This is a genomic window from Marinobacter sp. DY40_1A1, from assembly GCF_016597815.1.
Classification (GTDB): domain Bacteria; phylum Pseudomonadota; class Gammaproteobacteria; order Pseudomonadales; family Oleiphilaceae; genus Marinobacter; species Marinobacter xiaoshiensis.
The window spans coordinates 137,456-154,712 of record NZ_VCHA01000005.1 but is presented as its reverse complement, the minus strand read 5'-3'; the positions used below and the strand labels follow the sequence as shown (position 1 = coordinate 154,712).

Genomic DNA, 17,257 nt, shown 5'->3' with positions numbered 1-17,257 from the left:
TAAAAGCAACCGCGCAGTTCGGCAACTGCCTCACTTCTCGTGAGGGCTTTTATTCAAGCCGATATTACTCTGCCAGTTCAGGGTCTGCAGATAATTCATCCGGCGACTTGACCGACATACCCAGAGCCTTGGCAACCCCTTCGCCATAGGCGCGGTCACAACGGGTGCAGTTGTCGATGTGGCGCTGTTTGATGAAGTCTGGAGCATCCCCCATATTCCGCCCGGTGTTTTCAAACAGTACCTGCTGCTGGGCAGGTGTCATCAGTTGAAACAGTGCGCGCGGCTGACTGTAATAATCGTCATCATCTTCGCGGAAATCGAACATGGCCGCATTGCCGTCAATCTTGAGCGGCGGCTCTGCGTACTCGGGCTGATCTTTCCACTGGCCGAAACTGTTTGGTTGGTAATGGGGCAAACTACCGTAATTGCCGTCCATCCGGCCAAGACCATCGCGGTGGTTGCTCATAACCGGACATTTGGCAGCATTCACCGGCACCTGCTGATAGTTTACGCCCAAGCGGTACCTTTGCGAATCCGGGTAATTGATTAGTCGTGTCTGAAGCATCTTGTCCGGGGACACGCTTATACCAGGAACGAGATTTGATGGCGAGAAGGCCGCCTGCTCAACATCCATGTGATAGTTTTCAGGATTTCGGTTCAGCTCAAATTCGCCGACCTCGATAAGCGGGTAGTCCCCTTTTGGCCAAACCTTGGTCAGGTCAAACGGATGAACGTGGTAGGTTTCCGCATCGGCTTCCGGCATCACCTGCACATACATTTTCCAGCGTGGGAAATCGCTCCGTTCGATAGCGTCAAAGAGATCCCGCTGGTGGCTTTCGCGGTCATCAGCAACAATCGCTGCAGCCTCGGCGTCGGTCAGGTTCTCAATGCCCTGCTGCGTTCTGAAGTGGAACTTCACCCAGTAACGCTCACCTGCTTCGTTCCAGAAGCTATAGGTGTGGCTGCCAAAACCATGCATGTGCCGGTAACTCTTGGGAATGCCACGATCCGACATGACTACAGTCACCTGATGCAGGGCTTCTGGCAGAAGCGTCCAGAAATCCCAGTTGTTCGTCGGCGAACGCATGTTGGTTTTTGGATCGCGTTTTACTGCTTTATTCAGGTCTGGGAATTTTTTGGCATCCCGCAAAAAGAATACAGGTGTGTTGTTGCCCACCATGTCCCAGTTGCCTTCTTCGGTATAGAACTTGAGCGCGAAGCCGCGAATATCACGCTCAGCATCAGCCGCGCCCCGCTCCCCTGCCACGGTACTGAAGCGGGCAAACATTTCAGTCTTTTTACCCACTTCACTAAAAATTTTGGCGCGTGTATACCGGGTGATATCGTTGGTTACGGTGAATGTGCCGAACGCTCCAGAGCCTTTGGCATGCATGCGACGCTCAGGGATGACCTCACGCACGAAATTGGCGAGTTTTTCGTTCAGCCACACATCCTGGACCAACACAGGCCCACGCTTGCCAGCGGTCATCGAGTTCTGATTGTCGACTACCGGGGCACCAAAGGCAGTTGTAAGGTGTGATACCGGACATTTGCTCTTATTCGATTTTTCATCGGTCATGGTCAATTCCTCTGAAGTTCCAAACACAATTAAGCAGCTTATACCCGGGCTTGGAGATACTAAAGCTTTGGAGGATAGATGAGCCAAAACTCGTGCCTCGCAACTTTTCCTCAATCCCTTGTTTCGGTGTAAGCCTCAACCACCATTCAAGCACTACAACGCCCTTCTGGATAATCAATTCCGGAAAAGACTGCGAAAGCTTTTAACTATCAATAAATAGGAGGCATTAAATACGCTCAATGAACTCAAACTTACCTTGTTCATTGAACACAATTCGGAAGGAGCCACGAACGCCGTCGCGTAGATAGAAACGGGAGAGGATACGGGCCGGGAAACGGACGGAGCGTCCGTCCCGGGCCGTGGTGTGAACATCAGTAGCAATGCCCTGATAAAATTTAATCCACTCATCAGGGCTAATGCTTATGTCCACAATAATCTGGTGCATGGGCTTAGTTAGCCAGTTCCAGCAACAGACGGTTCAGGCGGGATACGTAAGCACCCGGGTCTTGCAACTGCTCGCCACTGGCCAGTGTAGCCTGATCCAGCAGAACCGCTGCGAGCTCATTGAAGCGCTCATCACCTTTCTCGCTTTCCAGGCGCTGAACCAGTGGGTGATCTACATTGATTTCAAAGATTGGCTTGCTGTCGGGAACCTTCTGGCCCGCCGCTTCCATGATCTTCTTCATCTGGGCTCCCATATCAAAATCGCCCGTTACCAAACACGCCGGTGAATCTGTCAGGCGGTTGGTGACACGCACTTCCTGAACCCGGTCGGTAAGTGCTGTTTTGATACGCTCCAGAAGCTCTTTGTGTTCTTCAGCAGCTTCTTCTTTGTGCTTCTTGTCTTCTTCGGTTTCCACATCACCAAGGTCAAGATCACCACGGGCAACGTCCTGGAAGGATTTGCCGTCATACTCGTTCAGGTAACCCATCATCCACTCGTCGATACGGTCGGAGAGGATAAGCACTTCGATGCCTTTCTTGCGGAAGACTTCCAGGTGGGGGCTGCTCTTGGCGGCCATGAAGTTGTCAGCGGTGATGTAGTAGATCTTGTTCTGACCGTCTTTCATGCGCTCAATGTACTGGTCCAGAGATACATTCTGGGTGCTCTCACCTGTGTGGGTGGAGGCAAAGCGCAGCAGGCCGGCGATTTTCTCGCGGTTGCTGAAGTCTTCCGCCGGGCCTTCTTTAAGAACGGTGCCAAACTCATCCCAGAACTTCTGGTATTCACCGGCATCTTTCTTGGACAACTTACCTAGCATGTCCAGCACACGTTTGGTAAGCGCTGTGCGGATGCTGTCTACCGTGGAGTCGTTCTGCAGAATTTCACGGGACACGTTCAGGGACAGGTCGTTGGAGTCCACTACCCCCTTGGCAAAGCGCAGGTACAACGGCAGGAACTGTTCTGCGTCGTCCATGATGAATACGCGCTGAACATACAGTTTCAGACCACGAGGCGCTTCGCGATTGTACATGTCAAACGGCGCACGGGCCGGAATGTACAGCAGGCTTGTATAGTCGAGCTTGCCCTCAACCTTGTTGTGGGACCAGGTGAGCGGGTCTTCAAAGTCGTGGGCAATGTGCTTGTAGAACTCTTTGTATTCCTCGTCTTTGATTTCTGTGCGAGGCAGTGTCCACAGCGCGGTAGCGTCGTTAATCGTCTCGTCTTTTGGCTCTTCGCCTTCTTCGGTTGGCTCAGATTTCATAACCACCGGGAAGGAGATGTGATCGGAATACTTCTTCACCAGGTTGCGCAGGCGGAAGCCATCGGCAAATTCGGTGGCGTCTGGCTTAAGGTGTATAACAATTTCGGTTCCGCGCTTTTCGCGGGTAACTTGCTCGATGGTAAATTCACCGTCACCTGCTGATTGCCAATGTACGCCCTCTTCTGCTGGCGTGCCTGCACGGCGGGTGAATACATCAACTTTGTCGGCAACGATGAAGGCAGAATAGAAGCCCACACCAAACTGGCCGATGAGCTTGCTGTCTTTCTTTTCATCACCGGAGAGCTGTTTGAGGAATTCTGCGGTGCCTGAACGGGCAATGGTGCCAAGGTTCTGGATAACGTCTTCACGGCTCATGCCGATGCCGTTGTCACTCAGGGTGATGGTGTTGGCTTCTTTGTCGAAATCCAGGCGGATCTGCAGCTCTGAGTCGCCTTCGTAAAGGCCGTCATCTTTAACGGCGGCGAAGCGCATTTTGTCTGCGGCATCGGAGGCGTTGGAAATCAGTTCGCGGAGGAAAATTTCCTTGTTTGAGTACAGGGAATGGATCATCAGGTGAAGTAGTTGTTTTACTTCCGTCTGAAAACCTAGAGTTTCTTTTTGCGATTCAACTGTCATTCTTTGATCTCTCCTGCAATCGACATTTGAGGTGAACACGGGAGCAAGGGGCTTCTCCAAAACACGCTGTGGATACATCCCTGTACGCTCGGCTCCGCCATCCATGGCTCCGCACGGTTTTGGAGAAGCCCCTTGCTCCCGTGTTATCCAGCTTGTGAGTTCGTCTAGCAGGAAAATGGGGTCGTTCAGAGGGTTTTCAAGCCCCGGAGTGGAGCGGTTTTAATTTTCAAGTATGTAAAGCAGGCAGCCGCCGTGTAATCATATGTTTCAGGAATTCAATTACAGGAGTCGAGAGTGAAAAACGCCGTCTTGCAACGTTGTGCGCCAATTATGGCACTTGTGCTGGTGCTTTCCGGGTGCTCTGTAAACCCGGTTACCGGGGAGAACCAGCTTTCGCTGATTGGTGAGAGCCAGGAATTCGCCATGGGTGCTGAGCAATATACGCCCACCCAGCAGACTCAAGGCGGGCAGTTTTACGTTGATCCCGAGCTTACGCTCTACGTGAGGGAGGTTGGTGAGAAGATGGCGCGAGTGAGTGACCGCCCTGACCTGCCCTACGAGTTCGTGGTTCTTAACAGCGGCGTGCCGAATGCCTGGGCGTTGCCTGGTGGAAAGATTGCTATTAACCGCGGCCTGTTGACTCAGCTTAGTGATGAAGCCCAGCTTGCGTCTGTGCTGGGCCATGAGATTGTGCATGCGGCGGCGCGCCACAGTGTTCAACGTATGCAAAAGGGGATGCTGATCAGCGCGGGCGTGGCCGGTTTGGGGTTTGCGCTGTCTGATAATGAGTGGGCTGGTCTGCTTATGGGTGGTGCGGCTGTCGGCGCGCAGCTTGCTCTGGCGCAATACGGCCAGGGGGATGAGCTGGAATCGGATTACTACGGCATCGTTTATATGAAAAAAGCTGGCTACGACCCGCAGGCTGCTGTTGAGCTGCAAGAGATTTTTCTTCAGCTTTCGAAGGGGCAGCAGGCAGGATTTGTAGACGGCCTTTTTGCGACCCACCCACCTTCCGCCAAGCGCGTGCAGGAGAACAGTAAACTGGTCGCCAGGATAGGTGGCGGTGGCTACCGTGGTGAAGATGTTTACAGGAAGAAAACAGCTTTCCTGCGCAAGGCTCAACCGGCTTACGACGCCCACGACGAAGCTATGAAACTTGCCTCCAATGGCGATATGGATGCAGCGCTTAAAAAGGTCAATGAGGCCATTAACCTGCTACCCCGCGAAGCCATGTTCTATTCTTTGCGTGGCGGTATCTATCAGGAGCAAAAGCAGCCCGAAAAAGCCCAGGCTGATTTTGATAAAGCGGTGTCCATGTACCCCGAAATGTTCATGTATCGAATCCACAATGGTCTGACCGCACTGCAGCTTAATAATCTGAGCAAAGCGCGGGAGAACCTGACCCGCGCTAACGAGGTAGTGCCAACGTCTATAGCCTTTCTGCGACTTGGAGATATCGCCGTGAAAGAAAACAACCGCAAGGAAGCTATCGCTTATTACAGCAAAGCGGCGGAGTCCAGCGGCGAAATTGCAGAAGAAGCCAGGCGAAAGCTGGCCGCGCTTACCCAGTAACATCTCTGCAAATCACGCTTCTAAAGGTCGACTTCCCTGGAATGTCGGCCTTTTTTTGTTTCTGAATCCGGGTTTGCCGGGGATGCGCAATTTTACTGTCATCATGATCATTGACTTCTAGAGCAATAACTCTAAAAATTAGTCATCAATAACCAGATTCAGGTGACGGACATGTTAGCGAAACGTATCCAGCCGATGGCTTCGCAGGCTAAACGCCTTTATGTAGAGCTGATGTTCCAGGTTATGGGACGGGCTCTACAGGCGGTCAGTGAGGTTGATAGCGAGGTTCAGGGAGAGGCGCGAGTACTGCCTGAAGGGTTCTTGTTTGAAATGATGGTAATGCCCGAGGGTTCCAGGCTTATCGTGGAGCACATTGGTAACGGCCGTTTCCATTACCATGGTGACTCCGCCCCCCGCCCGGTGGACGTGTCCATCAAGTTCAAGCACCTTACCCATGCCTTTCTGGTGCTGTCATTCCAGGAAAAAACCTCGGTCGCGTTCGCCAATGACCGCATGCTGGTGGATGGCGATGTGAGCTACGCCGTGCGCATGACACGGGTACTGAACCGGTTGGAGGCATTCATTCTGCCCAAGATCATTGCCGAGCGTGCTGTAAAAGAATACCCGGCAAACTTGCACCTCCCGGAAAAGCTGATCAGTGCCGCACAGATTTACCTGAAAGTCGCCACCCATTTTGTCCAGACAGTGAGAGCCTAAATGTCTAACACTTACTATGAGTTCTTCTGCCCGGTAAAAGTCATTGCCGGCAAAGCCGCCCTTGAGCATATCCCTTACGAGCTAAGCGCCTTGGGTGCCAAGCGCCCTATGGTTGTGACAGACAAGGGCGTTCGTGCCGCAGGATTACTGGACCCTGTGATTGCAGCTTGCGAAGAAAGCGGTCTAGAAATCGTTAACATTTACGACGATGTGCCACCAGATTCATCCACCACCGTCGTTCGTGATATTGCCGCGGTTTACCGGAAGGAAAAATGCGACTCCATTATTGCCATTGGTGGCGGCTCGGCCATCGACACCGGCAAAGCTGTAAACATTCTGGTTTCAGAAGGCGGTGATGACATTGCCAAGTACTCCGGTGCCGGCGTGCTGAAACGCCCGCTCAAACCCTTCCTGGTGGTGCCTACCACTGCGGGAACCGGCTCCGAAGTGACCTCCATTGCTGTAATCACCGACGAGAAAAAAGGCGTAAAACTGCCGTTCACCTCTTCTTACCTGCTGCCCAACGCGGCGGTGATTGACCCGCGTATGACCCTGACTCTGCCGCCGCACATTACGGCCGCCACGGCTATGGACGCTATGACCCATGCGGTTGAGTCGTTCACATGTATGGCGAAAAACCCGCTGAGCGATGCCTATGCTACAGCGGCCATCAAAAAGGTCAGCCGCTCTCTGCTGCAGGTAATGGACAACCCTAAAGACAGCGATGGCAGGCTTGAGCTGGCGCAGGCGTCCACAATGGCTGGCATAGCGTTTTCCAACTCCATGGTCGGGCTTGTACATTCTCTTGGCCACGCTACTGGTGCTATCTGCCACCTGCCCCACGGCCTGTGCATGAGCCTGTACCTGCCTTATGTGCTTGAATACAACCTTGAAACCATTCGCGAGCCACTGAGTGAACTGCTACTGCACCTGGAAGGCCCGGAGGTCTACGCTGCCACTCCTGCCAGCCGCCGTGCAGAAGCCAGTATTTCAGCGCTGCGCAAGCTCAGAGATGCGCTTTACAAGCGCTGCAAGTTGCCACGCACTCTTAAAGAAACAGGCAAGGTTACTGAAGATCAGCTCGACCAGATTGCAGAAATGGCGCTCGACGACGGTTCTATCATGTTCAATCCTAAAGAGGTTACTCTGAAGGACGCGCGAGCCGTGCTGCAACGCGCTTGGGCCTGATACAACAGCCACACAGAAACGGGGCCTGCATACTGGCCCCGTTTCCGGTTAACACAAGATTACCCAACAGCATTGAAATAAGGAGACAGACGAGTAACAATTGCTTCCTTTCTGGCAGGGATTTAGCCGGGTCAGTTCTTTCACGGACAGCACCACCCCCAGAGAGCCCCTTTTGATGAAGCACCCGACACTCGGCTGGATTACAGTTTTTACAAGACGCTTTGTCTGCCTGCCTTTCCTGCTTATGTTTGCCTTGGCCATAAACACCGCTTCTGCGAACGATGCAAAGGTGTTTCGCTTCAATATTTCACCAAACGGCTACCCGCCCTATATGATCGTTGATCAGGACGCGCCCTCCGGCATCATGTGGGACGTGGTTTCGCTGATTACCGAGCGCCTGGGCTATGAAATAGTCGCTAAAAAGATCCCTCGCAAACGCGTGGACCAGATGCTGCTGGATGGCTATATCGATGGCACCTCCCGAGCAATTGAATGGACACAAAACCCCGACGACTTTCTGTTCACAGAGCCTGTAGTGGATGTGCAAGAGGTTTTCTTTACACCCAAAAGCACTGGCGAGACCTATCATTCCCCCGAAGACCTTTTCTCAAAAACGGTCGTTGCCCATCTAGGCTACATCTACCCTGTACTGGAACCGCATTTTGAGTCTGGTGCTATCAAGCGTTTTGATGTGTCCCAGGACAGGGACATGTTTAACTTTTTACTTCACGGGGACCGTTTTGACGCTGCGGTAGTGGATTTGCTTGTGGGCAAGTGGATACTGAAAAACGAAGGTTTGCAGGATCAATTTGCAGTTTCTTCAGGGGATATCAGTTCCTACGGATTCCGGATAATGCTGCGCAAGGAAGCCCGGCCTTTTGCCGATCAATTCAACGCTGAGTTGGCACGTATCCGCAAGAGCGGCGAACTGGCCGCTATCCTCGCAAACTACCGGTAAGGATATCCTGGAACAAACACGGGCGATGTAGCCCGTATCCCTGCACATAGTCCACGCCCATTTCTTTGAGCAGTTCCAGTGTGTCGTCATTCTCGACAAACTCGGCGATGGTTTTTTTCCTCAGGGTTTTACCAATATCGTTTATTGCCCGAACCATCGCCAAATCCGTTTGGTCAGTGACTATGTCCCGCACGAATACACCATCAATTTTCAGATAGTCGACCGGCAGCCGTCGAAGGTAGCTGAACGACGACAATCCGGTTCCAAAATCATCCAGTGCAAACCTGCACTCCGAGCCTTTCAGGCGTTCCATGAAACTCTGAGCATCTGCAAGGTTATGCATGGCCGCTGTTTCAGTAAGTTCAAAGCAGATTTTGCTGCCCGATAGCCCGTAATGCTGTAACCGTTCGATCACGAAGTCAGCAAAATCAGGCTGGTCAAATGAGCGACCAGACAGGTTAATATGACAGGCATCAAGTTCATTCAGGTGCGTTGGATGAGCCACTAACTGGCGGAAAGCTTCGTCGATCACCCAGCGATCGATCTTGGGGGCGATTCCAAACCTCTCAGCAGCAGGAAGAAAGGCGCCCGGGGGAACAGTTTTCCCGTCTTCGCCTTTCATCCGGACCAGAACCTCGTACCTTATCCGACCGTCTGTATTCGCCGGAGGCAGGATAAACTGGGCGTCAAGAAAGAAGCGGTTTTCCTGCAAAGCCTCATGAATACGACTCACCCACTCCATTTCCGTACGTTGCTCGGTGATCTGAAGGTCATCTTTAACGGAAAGGTAAGTCCGGTTACGTCCGCGGCTTTTGGCCACGTAGCAAGCAATATCCACTGCACGCATCAGCGAACTGGCATTGGCAACCCCGGGGGTTATTGGCACAACACCAATACTGCCACCCACACTGTGGCTTCGGCCTTCCCATGTGAACGTCATATCCTCAATTGCCGCACGGAGTTTTTCCGCTATGTCGGACGCTGCATCTGCCGAGAGGTTGCGCAGAATAATGCCAAACTCATCGCCACCCAGTCGTGCAAGAATGTCACTCTCCCGCAGTGAGTGGCGGGCAATGGCAGCAACTTGCCGAAGCAACTCATCACCCGCCAAATGGCCGGATGTATCGTTAACAACTTTGAACTGGTCCAGATCAAGGAAGCACAAGGCATGATTACTGTGTTCTGAGCGCGCCTCTCTCAGTACTGTCTCCAGATGACGCTCGAATGCCCGACGGTTTATCAGCCCGGTTAGTGCATCGTGATTCGCCTGGTAGCTCAACTCCTCTGACATGCGGTAGGAGTCGGAAATATCTTCCAGTACAACGATATAATTGCTTGTGCGATCTTTGGGGAAGTCGCTCATAGACACAGTGAGCCTTCCCCAGAGTGCGTCTCCGCTGGAATTCTTCAGGCGTTGCTGAAAGGAATAGCTGGCAGATTCCCCAAGCATCACTGCCTGCTGCTGTAAGCGACCGGACTCCCAGTCTTCGGGAAACAACAGGTCTTCGTACCGCATGGCAAGTAACTCGGGTTTGGAATACCCGGTAATTCCGCTGAGCGCTTCATTGACATCAAGCACACGGCCGTCGCTCCTGAGCTGAGCTATACCAACTGCTGCCTGTTCAAAAATAGCGCGGAAATTCTGTGCCGAGTGCCGAACCGAGCGTGTCAGGCGGGAACTAAGTTGCCAGGCCACAAGCGCAAGGATCAACAAAAAGACTGTGCTTACAATAGACAGTACGCTTGCTGACCTTCTGGTTGCACTGGCCATAGCTTCGCGAAATCGCACCGCATGTATCTGCAGCTTGTCGTTTGCCTCCGCCAGCTGTTGCCGCAGCAATGCCAGTTTCTCCCGGTCAGGCTGCGCTCGGGACCATTCCAATTCCAGTTCATTACCAATTTCGCGAAGTTCAAGTAATCCGGGATCTGTCTCTTGCCATGCAACTATCGCTTTCTTGAAGTCATCGAAATCAGACAGGTTGCGCACGAGCCAGATCATGCCATCAACATCAGCCGGGTGATTATTGCCGGCAATAAGTCCGGCTCTGGCCGCACCTCTATCAAACGATTCGGCCTCCATGGCCAAACGTGCCTCGCGATCGGCAAGCGGGACAGAAAGCCTGTTTCTGGCCTGTTCCAATTCCTGAGGGTCACCAGAAAGGGCGTAGCGATCAAAATAGATCACTGCAGCAAGCTGGGATCTGGACCAGATACTTTCGCCACCCGCATAGGCCGTGATCGCAGCCTGAATCTGAACAATGGAAACGGCACAGATCATAGCGATCAATACCAGGGAAAAAAGTCCTGCAACCATCCCCGCTATTTTTAGCCGCGGTGGCTGCCGATACCAACCTTGTCTTTTAGGCATTTATTTTCCCTGTGTGCGCCCCCTGAAACAAAAGATCCATGTACAGGAGGCATCACCTCACTCGAGGCGCCTTAGCAGTAGCATAGGCGAAACACTCAACACTGGCCGAAGTTGCCAGCGCCCAAACAGTGAAAGCACCACTGCACTGATTATCGGTATAGGTAGAACAACTTGCCAGTGCCAGCTGAAGGCGCCCTCAAACATCCGGAACTGTAACGCCCATACCGCCGCTTCTGCCGCTGCCACCCCAAGAATGCCTGCAAAGCCACCAAGCAAGGCAAACTCCAGCATAGTGCTGCGCACCAACAGGCTCTGACGACCGCCAAGGGTGCGCAAAAGTGCGCCTTCCCGCTGCCGGTCCTGAAGCGTGGCGCTGACGACCGCAGCCATCACCACCAGGGCTGCTGCCAGTATCAACACCAGAATCGCCTCTATGGCCTGGGTAACCTGCCGCACAATTTCCTGTATGCGTTCAATAATATTGTCGATTTCCAGCAGCGACACTGTCGGGAAACGCCGGGAAAACTCATTCAGCTCGCTTTTACGGTCTCTTGGCAGATGAAAGCTGGTTATCCAGGTGGCGGGCATATTGGTGAGAGCCCCGCCCGGAGGAAACGCCATATAGAAGTTGGGCTTCATGCTGTCCCACTGAACCGTGCGAATGCTGGTGACCGTTGCGTTGACCTTGTCGGAGCCAATGGTGAACGTGAGTTCATCACCCAGCGCCAAATCAAGCGCGGCCGCCAGATCTGCCTCCACGGAGACACCGTCGGTTTGGCCTTCCTCGAACCAACTGCCTTCCACAATAACGTTGTCAGCCGGTAGCGAGGGCATCCAGGTAAGGTTCAGTTCCCGGTTAAGGGCACCTACCCGCTGGTCCTTGCTCACCACTTCTTTTACCGGCTGACCGTTCAGTTCGGTAAACCGCCCACGCACCATGGGGTATAGCTGGTCCAGAGGCTGACCACGCTCTTCCCAGTAGGCGGCAACCTCATCCACTGCATCCGGAGCAATGTTGATCAGAAAGTGATTGGGCGCATCGTCTGGAAGCTGAGCTTGCCAGTCGTCCAGCAAGGAGGTGCGCACCAGAATCAGTGTTGTTGCCAGCATGAGCGTCATGGCAAATACGGCAATTTGCGACAAGCTGGCACGGCGATGCCGGTACAACCCAACCAGCGCCAGGCGCCAGGCATGCCCGCCACCTCGAACCTTTCTAAGGGTTGCCACAAGCACCCAACCCAGTACGCCCAAAGCGCCCAACAGCAAGGCAAGGCCTCCCAGAAGGGAAATCACCAAAGACACTTCACCCGCATACAGCCACACCAAGCCAAACACGGCCACAATAGCAATCAGCATGTCAGGCAGTGCTTCGCGCCCTGTTTCGCCTGGCTGGCTGCGCAATACGCGCATGGCCGGCACGTTTCTGAGCCGCCTGATAGGTGGGTATGCAAAGGCAAACAATGAAACGACCGCTGTTAAAAGCGCTGGCGTGAGTGCCGCTGAATCCAGCTGAAACGGCACAGGCCTTTCCAATGCTTCACTGAGTAATCGGGTGAGTATCCAGAACAGCGGCAAGGCCACCAGAAGGCCGCCGACCATACCAGTCACACCCCAGAGCCCAAGCCGCTTGAGGTAAAGCCGGCCGATGCCGGAACTGCCAAGGCCCAGAGTTTTGAGTAGTGCCACGGTGTCGCGTTGGGAAAGTGCGTACTGTCGGCTGGCAACAGCCACCGCCACAGCGGCCAATAAGACCGCAAGGCTGCCGCCTAACAGCAGGAAGCTCTCAGCGCGATCAAGCGAGCGTGAAAAGGTTTCACCGTCGCGCACTCCTTCCCACTCATGACTGGGCTCCAGTTGAGGTTGCAGCCATTGATAATAGCATTCGAGAGATGCTTCTTCGCCGGCAAAGAGGTAAACGTATTTTACCCGGCTACCTTCCTGCAGAACGCCGGTCGACGCCACGTCGTCCACGTGCATCATCACTCGGGGTGCCAGTGCAGAGAGGCTAAACCCGCCGTCCGGCTCCCGCAGCACCAGGCCCGACACTGTCAGCTTGCGGCTACCGACTTCGAGGGTATCGCCAACCTGAATATCCAACAGCCTCAAAAGCCTGGGGTTGATCCACACTTCGCCCGGCGCCGGGCCATTTTGCACTTGAACCCGCGAACCTTCTGACGGCCCCTGGATCTCAAGCTCGCCACGCAACGGGTACTCGTTGCTGACCGCTTTTACCGACACAAGCTGAAAGGCATCGCTACCAAACACCATGGTGGAGAACTCCACCATGCGGCCTGTTTCCAACCCGCGATCCATGGCTTCAGTAATCCAGGGCTCGGGCACGGGGCGGCCGTTTTCAGCTTCGAGTTGCCTGTCTGCTGCCAGGAATGAGCTGGCAGAAGACACCAGGGTGCGTTGCAACTGGCTGGCAAACAGGGCAATGGTGGCTACCGTAGCGACGGCGATAATAAGCGCCGCAAGCACCACCCGCACATCTCTCTCGCGCCAGTCGCGGCGCACCGACATGAGCTTTTTTGCAGCAGCCATCAGTGTGCAAGCTCCACCTGAGCAACTGGCTCAGTCAACTCGCCCGCCTCAATATGAAATTGCCGGGAGCAGCGCGCCGCCAGCTGTTCATCGTGGGTAACCATCACCAGTGTGGTGCCCTGCTCCTGATTCAACGCCATCAGCAAATCAGAGATTTCCTGCCCCGTGCGGTTATCCAGGTTGCCAGTCGGCTCATCGGCAAACAGGATGGCCGGGTCAGAGGCAAAGGCCCTGGCAATGGCCACCCGCTGCTGTTCACCGCCAGATAGCTGCCGAGGGGTATGGGTAAGCCGCTCACCAAGCCCAACCCGCTCAAGCAATTCACGGGCACGCTTTTCCGGCGCTTCCATACCTGCCAACTCCAGTGGCAGCATCACGTTTTCCAAAGCGGTCAACGCCGGCAGCAACTGGAATGACTGAAATACGAATCCCACCCGATGAGCACGCAATTGGGCCCGCTCATCTTCACTTAACCGGCTTATAATGGCGCCATCTAGCTCCACAGTGCCTTCGGTGGGTGTATCAAGGCCGGCAAGCAACCCAAGCAAGGTGGTTTTGCCGGAACCGGAGCGGCCGACTATGGCTACGGATTCTCCCCGATTGATTTCAAGGCTGACCGCCTTCAATATCGTCAGCGTGTCTGTTTCCAGGCTTACGCGATGAGTCAGGTTTTCAACGCGCAACATCGGGCGCTGGCTATCGGAGTTTGTAGTCTGCATTTTGTTTACGGGGCTCCCGGAAAAAGCACGTTCATTTATCAAGGTATACGGATTGTTTATGTATAAAGTGCTGCTGTATTCAAGATCAATCGTATTCATTCTGCTGGCATTCATTGCCGTGCCAGTGATGGCCAGCCAGCAAACGCTTCTGATTGTGGGTGACAGCCTCAGCGCTGCCTACGGCGTGCCAACAGAAACCGCCTGGGTACAACTCTTGCGTGAGCGCTTACAAAACAACGGCCTTGGCAACTGGCGCGTAATAAATGCCAGCATCAGCGGCGAAACAACCGATGGCGGTGTTCGCCGCCTGCCTGAGCTGCTGGAAAAGAATAGCCCCTCCGTGGTGATTATCGAGCTGGGTGGTAACGATGGCCTGCGGGGTTTTCCACCCAATGTAATCAAATCCAACCTCGCAACCATGGTTGGGCATGTTCAGAACGCTGGCGCCCGCGCCATTCTGATAGGAATACAAATACCTCCCAACTACGGCCAGCGCTACACACAAATGTTTGCTGACATCTTTCCAGCGCTGTCAGACAGCTACAACACCGCTCTGGTTCCCTTTTTTCTCGACAATATCTACGATCAAAAGAACCTGATGCAGCGCGATGGCATTCACCCCACCGCCGAAGCCCAACCCATACTCCTTGACAACGTATGGCCGGTGCTCAAACCTTTGCTTCAGTAACGCAGCTCACACCACACCTTGCAAAAATGCCAGTGCCCGGCGCTCAGACCAATAGAAGCCGCCATGTCCATGCTCCACGAACCCCACATGACCGCCCCACTTGGGTGCGTCCATGCTCACGTGGGCACCAAGTACGGATGGCGACTCCGGGAAACACGCGGGTGATAAAAATGGATCGTCAGCGGCATTAATCATCAGCGCCGGCACCCGGATATGCCTCAGCTTGCCCAATGCAGAGCACTGCTCCCAATAATCCTCAGCGCTCTTGAATCCGTGCAGTGGCGCGGTATAGCGCTCATCAAAGTCATGAAAACTCCGGATTGATTCAAAACCGGACACATCAATAAGATCGGGGAACTTTTGCGCTTTTTCAGCCATTTTTACGCGAAGATCCTTCAAAAACCGCTGCATGTAGATCTTCCGACTGGGCAATGCCAGTTTGTCTGCACTGCCCGCCAAATCACAGGGAACTGAGTACGCCACTGCGCCACAGATTCTGCTGTCAACGCGCTCACTCTGCTCACCCAGATACAACAGCGTAAGGTTACCTCCCATACTGAAACCGGAAAGAAACACTGTTTGATAACCTTGTGCCAGACCATGATCGACAACCCGTCGCAGGTCTTCGGTGGCACCACTGTGATAAAACCTTGGCTGATGATTCATCACGCCGCCACAGGAGCGGAAGTTCCAGGCTAAAACATCCCAGCCTTCGGCCAAAAGCGCCCTGGCCAGCCCTCTCACGTATGGCCTTCGGCTGTGCCCTTCCAGGCCATGTGAAATGACAGCCAAGCGCCCGCTGCCCTGTCGGTACCAGTCCAGATGCAAATCATCTTTGTCATCCGTTGCGAGCACTTCCGCTACCGGATCCTGCAGGTGTACCTTGCGAAACAACGCCGGCCACACGGATTGAACATGGCCACTGCGAAGCCAGGCTGGAGGGCGGTATTGGTGAGCCATACTGCGGTACAAATTTTGACCTTTTATATCAGGGGGTTGACCCGGTAATTCAAAGCGACTACTATGCCGCCCGACTTGATGCTGTTCCCCGATAGCTCAGTTGGTAGAGCAACGGACTGTTAATCCGTTTGTCGCTGGTTCGAGCCCAGCTCGGGGAGCCACTTATTCCGAAATGCCGCTGCTTCGTATGAAGCAGCGGCATTTTTCATTTCAGACGTACAAAAATCTTCAGAATACCTGCTTGCGCTGCATGAACTCGGTCAATACCCGAAACAGTGTAAAACCATCCTCAGTACCAATCAGCTCACGAATCGAGTGCATGCCAAACTGCGGCACGCCAATATCCAGCGTGGTTACGCCCAGGTTTGCAGCCGTCAGCGGACCAATGGTGCTGCCACAGCCCATATCACTGCGCACCACAAAGCTCTGGTGCGGCAAACCCAGCTCATCACTGATATGCCGGTAAACGGCGGCTGAACGACTGTTGGTTGCGTAGCGCTGGTTGTGGTTCACCTTGATGACCGGGCCCTGGTTCAGAATGGGGCCATGGTTTTCGTCGTGCTTGTCGATGAAGTTGGGGTGAACACCATGGGCATTGTCGGCTGAAATCATCATGGAGTGTGCAATGGCCTTTGCCTTGCCGGCGCCACACCAGCGATCAAGAACCGCAGTCAAAAATGGCCCTTGAGCACCTTCGGAGGATACGCTGCCCACCTCTTCGTGATCGTTACACACTAGCAGTGCAGCCTCATCACCCGAGGTGTTCAACAACGATTGCAAGCCAATGTAACAACTCAGCAGGTTATCCAGCCGGGCGGATGCAATGAAATCCTCACGGAGGCCCACAAAACCTGCTTCCTGGGCATCATAAAAGCCCAACTCATAGCCAAGAACCTTGCGTACCTTGAGTCCGGACTCACTGGCTATCTGCTGCCCCAACAGCTCGTTAAAGCTGGTAGCATCGTCTTCAGCCACCTGCATCAGTACCGGCGGAAGATCCGTCTGAGCATTCACCGTGCGCTTGGTGTTGGCTTCTCTGTCCAGGTGAATTGCGAGACTGGGAATAAAGGCCACCGGTTTGCGGAAATCTACCAGCGTATCCACGACCTTGCCCTGGCCATCGAGAAACGTCACCCTGCCGGCCAACGACAAATCGCGGTCAAACCAGGGATTCATCAGAACGCCTCCGTAAACCTCTACACCCAGCTGATAATAGCCTTTTCGGCGCAGCTCGGGGTTGGGTTTAACTTTCAGGCACGGGCTGTCGGTATGAGCGCCAACCATGCGGATACCCGATGTTACTGCATCGTTTGCCCCGGTGCGGAAAGCGACAATAGAAGACCCGTTGCGGATAACGTAATAACTGCAATTCCTGGCAAGAGACCAGTCTTCTTTTTCATCCAGTTCTTTGAAGCCGGCGGCATCCAGCCTTGTTTTCATGGTTGCCACAGCATGCCAAGGCGTCGGCGAGGCGTTCAGAAATTTCAGTAAATCTTTGTTGAATTCAGCTTGTTCCATGGTGTCCCTGATAGAATGGTATGGATTGCAATAGTATGGCATGAAGCCTTGATACCTCATACCTGACCAACAGACATTAATCGCCTGCGCTAGAACCTTGAACC

The 17,257-nt window shown here is 53.8% G+C and carries 13 protein-coding genes and 1 tRNA gene; 6 read left to right on the top strand and 8 right to left on the bottom strand.

Translation table 11 applies throughout. The features are described from left to right. Nucleotides 1-64 precede the first annotated feature (64 nt). The 3 genes from FFI61_RS13560 to htpG all read right to left on the bottom strand — a co-directional run bounded on the left by FFI61_RS13560 (nucleotide 65) and on the right by htpG (nucleotide 3,921). On the bottom strand, nucleotides 65-1,579 hold the full coding sequence (locus FFI61_RS13560; protein ID WP_200371113.1) for a catalase: 1,515 nt from the start codon (nucleotides 1,577-1,579) through the stop codon (nucleotides 65-67). Between the two features lie 226 nt (nucleotides 1,580-1,805). Further along, nucleotides 1,806-2,024 (bottom strand): DUF2835 domain-containing protein, encoded by a 219-nt coding sequence (locus FFI61_RS13555; RefSeq protein ID WP_200204447.1) that lies wholly within the window; start codon nucleotides 2,022-2,024, stop codon nucleotides 1,806-1,808. Between the two features lie 4 nt (nucleotides 2,025-2,028). Next, the gene (gene htpG, locus FFI61_RS13550; protein ID WP_200371112.1) at nucleotides 2,029-3,921 is read right to left on the bottom strand and encodes a molecular chaperone HtpG; all 1,893 of its coding nucleotides are present in this window, start codon (nucleotides 3,919-3,921) and stop codon (nucleotides 2,029-2,031) included. A gap of 330 nt (nucleotides 3,922-4,251) precedes the next feature. On the opposite strand from htpG, the gene FFI61_RS13545 reads away from it, so the two are divergent. From FFI61_RS13545 to FFI61_RS13530, 4 genes are all read left to right on the top strand, one after another. Continuing rightward, nucleotides 4,252-5,493 (top strand): M48 family metalloprotease, encoded by a 1,242-nt coding sequence (locus tag FFI61_RS13545; RefSeq protein ID WP_200371488.1) that lies wholly within the window; start codon nucleotides 4,252-4,254, stop codon nucleotides 5,491-5,493. 171 nt (nucleotides 5,494-5,664) lie between these two features. Continuing rightward, a complete protein-coding gene (locus tag FFI61_RS13540; protein WP_200204436.1) occupies nucleotides 5,665-6,210 on the top strand; it encodes a hypothetical protein in 546 nt (181 codons plus the stop codon). Further along, nucleotides 6,211-7,398, top strand: a complete 1,188-nt coding sequence (locus FFI61_RS13535; RefSeq protein ID WP_200204433.1) for an iron-containing alcohol dehydrogenase — start codon at nucleotides 6,211-6,213, stop codon at nucleotides 7,396-7,398. Between the two features lie 175 nt (nucleotides 7,399-7,573). Beyond that, nucleotides 7,574-8,356 carry a substrate-binding periplasmic protein gene (locus tag FFI61_RS13530; protein ID WP_200204430.1) on the top strand — a complete coding sequence of 261 codons (783 nt, stop codon included), beginning with the start codon at nucleotides 7,574-7,576 and terminating at the stop codon, nucleotides 8,354-8,356. On the opposite strand, the gene FFI61_RS13525 is transcribed toward FFI61_RS13530, so the two are convergent. Genes FFI61_RS13525 through FFI61_RS13515 form a run of 3 tightly spaced genes read right to left on the bottom strand, consistent with a single transcriptional unit; the run spans nucleotide 8,334 to nucleotide 13,987 of the window. Continuing rightward, nucleotides 8,334-10,724 carry a putative bifunctional diguanylate cyclase/phosphodiesterase gene (locus FFI61_RS13525; RefSeq protein WP_200371110.1) on the bottom strand — a complete coding sequence of 797 codons (2,391 nt, stop codon included), beginning with the start codon at nucleotides 10,722-10,724 and terminating at the stop codon, nucleotides 8,334-8,336. The two genes, FFI61_RS13530 and FFI61_RS13525, sit on opposite strands and share 23 nt — an antisense overlap. A gap of 57 nt (nucleotides 10,725-10,781) precedes the next feature. Further along, a complete protein-coding gene (locus FFI61_RS13520) occupies nucleotides 10,782-13,268 on the bottom strand; it encodes an ABC transporter permease (RefSeq protein ID WP_200371108.1) in 2,487 nt (828 codons plus the stop codon). Further along, on the bottom strand, nucleotides 13,268-13,987 hold the full coding sequence (locus FFI61_RS13515) for an ABC transporter ATP-binding protein (protein ID WP_265092139.1): 720 nt from the start codon (nucleotides 13,985-13,987) through the stop codon (nucleotides 13,268-13,270). The genes FFI61_RS13520 and FFI61_RS13515 overlap by 1 nt, the downstream gene beginning before the upstream one ends. 58 nt (nucleotides 13,988-14,045) lie before the next feature. On the opposite strand from FFI61_RS13515, the gene FFI61_RS13510 reads away from it, so the two are divergent. Further along, a complete protein-coding gene (locus FFI61_RS13510; protein WP_200204410.1) occupies nucleotides 14,046-14,675 on the top strand; it encodes an arylesterase in 630 nt (209 codons plus the stop codon). Between the two features lie 6 nt (nucleotides 14,676-14,681). On the opposite strand, the gene FFI61_RS13505 is transcribed toward FFI61_RS13510, so the two are convergent. After that, on the bottom strand, nucleotides 14,682-15,647 hold the full coding sequence (locus FFI61_RS13505) for a YheT family hydrolase (protein WP_227714928.1): 966 nt from the start codon (nucleotides 15,645-15,647) through the stop codon (nucleotides 14,682-14,684). A 73-nt stretch (nucleotides 15,648-15,720) separates the two neighbouring features. Between FFI61_RS13505 and FFI61_RS13500 the strand changes: the two genes are divergently transcribed. Then, nucleotides 15,721-15,796: transfer RNA gene (locus FFI61_RS13500), tRNA-Asn, on the top strand. A gap of 67 nt (nucleotides 15,797-15,863) precedes the next feature. Here the strand turns inward: FFI61_RS13500 and FFI61_RS13495 are convergent. Continuing rightward, on the bottom strand, nucleotides 15,864-17,153 hold the full coding sequence (locus tag FFI61_RS13495; RefSeq protein WP_200371107.1) for a M18 family aminopeptidase: 1,290 nt from the start codon (nucleotides 17,151-17,153) through the stop codon (nucleotides 15,864-15,866). Nucleotides 17,154-17,257 lie beyond the last annotated feature (104 nt).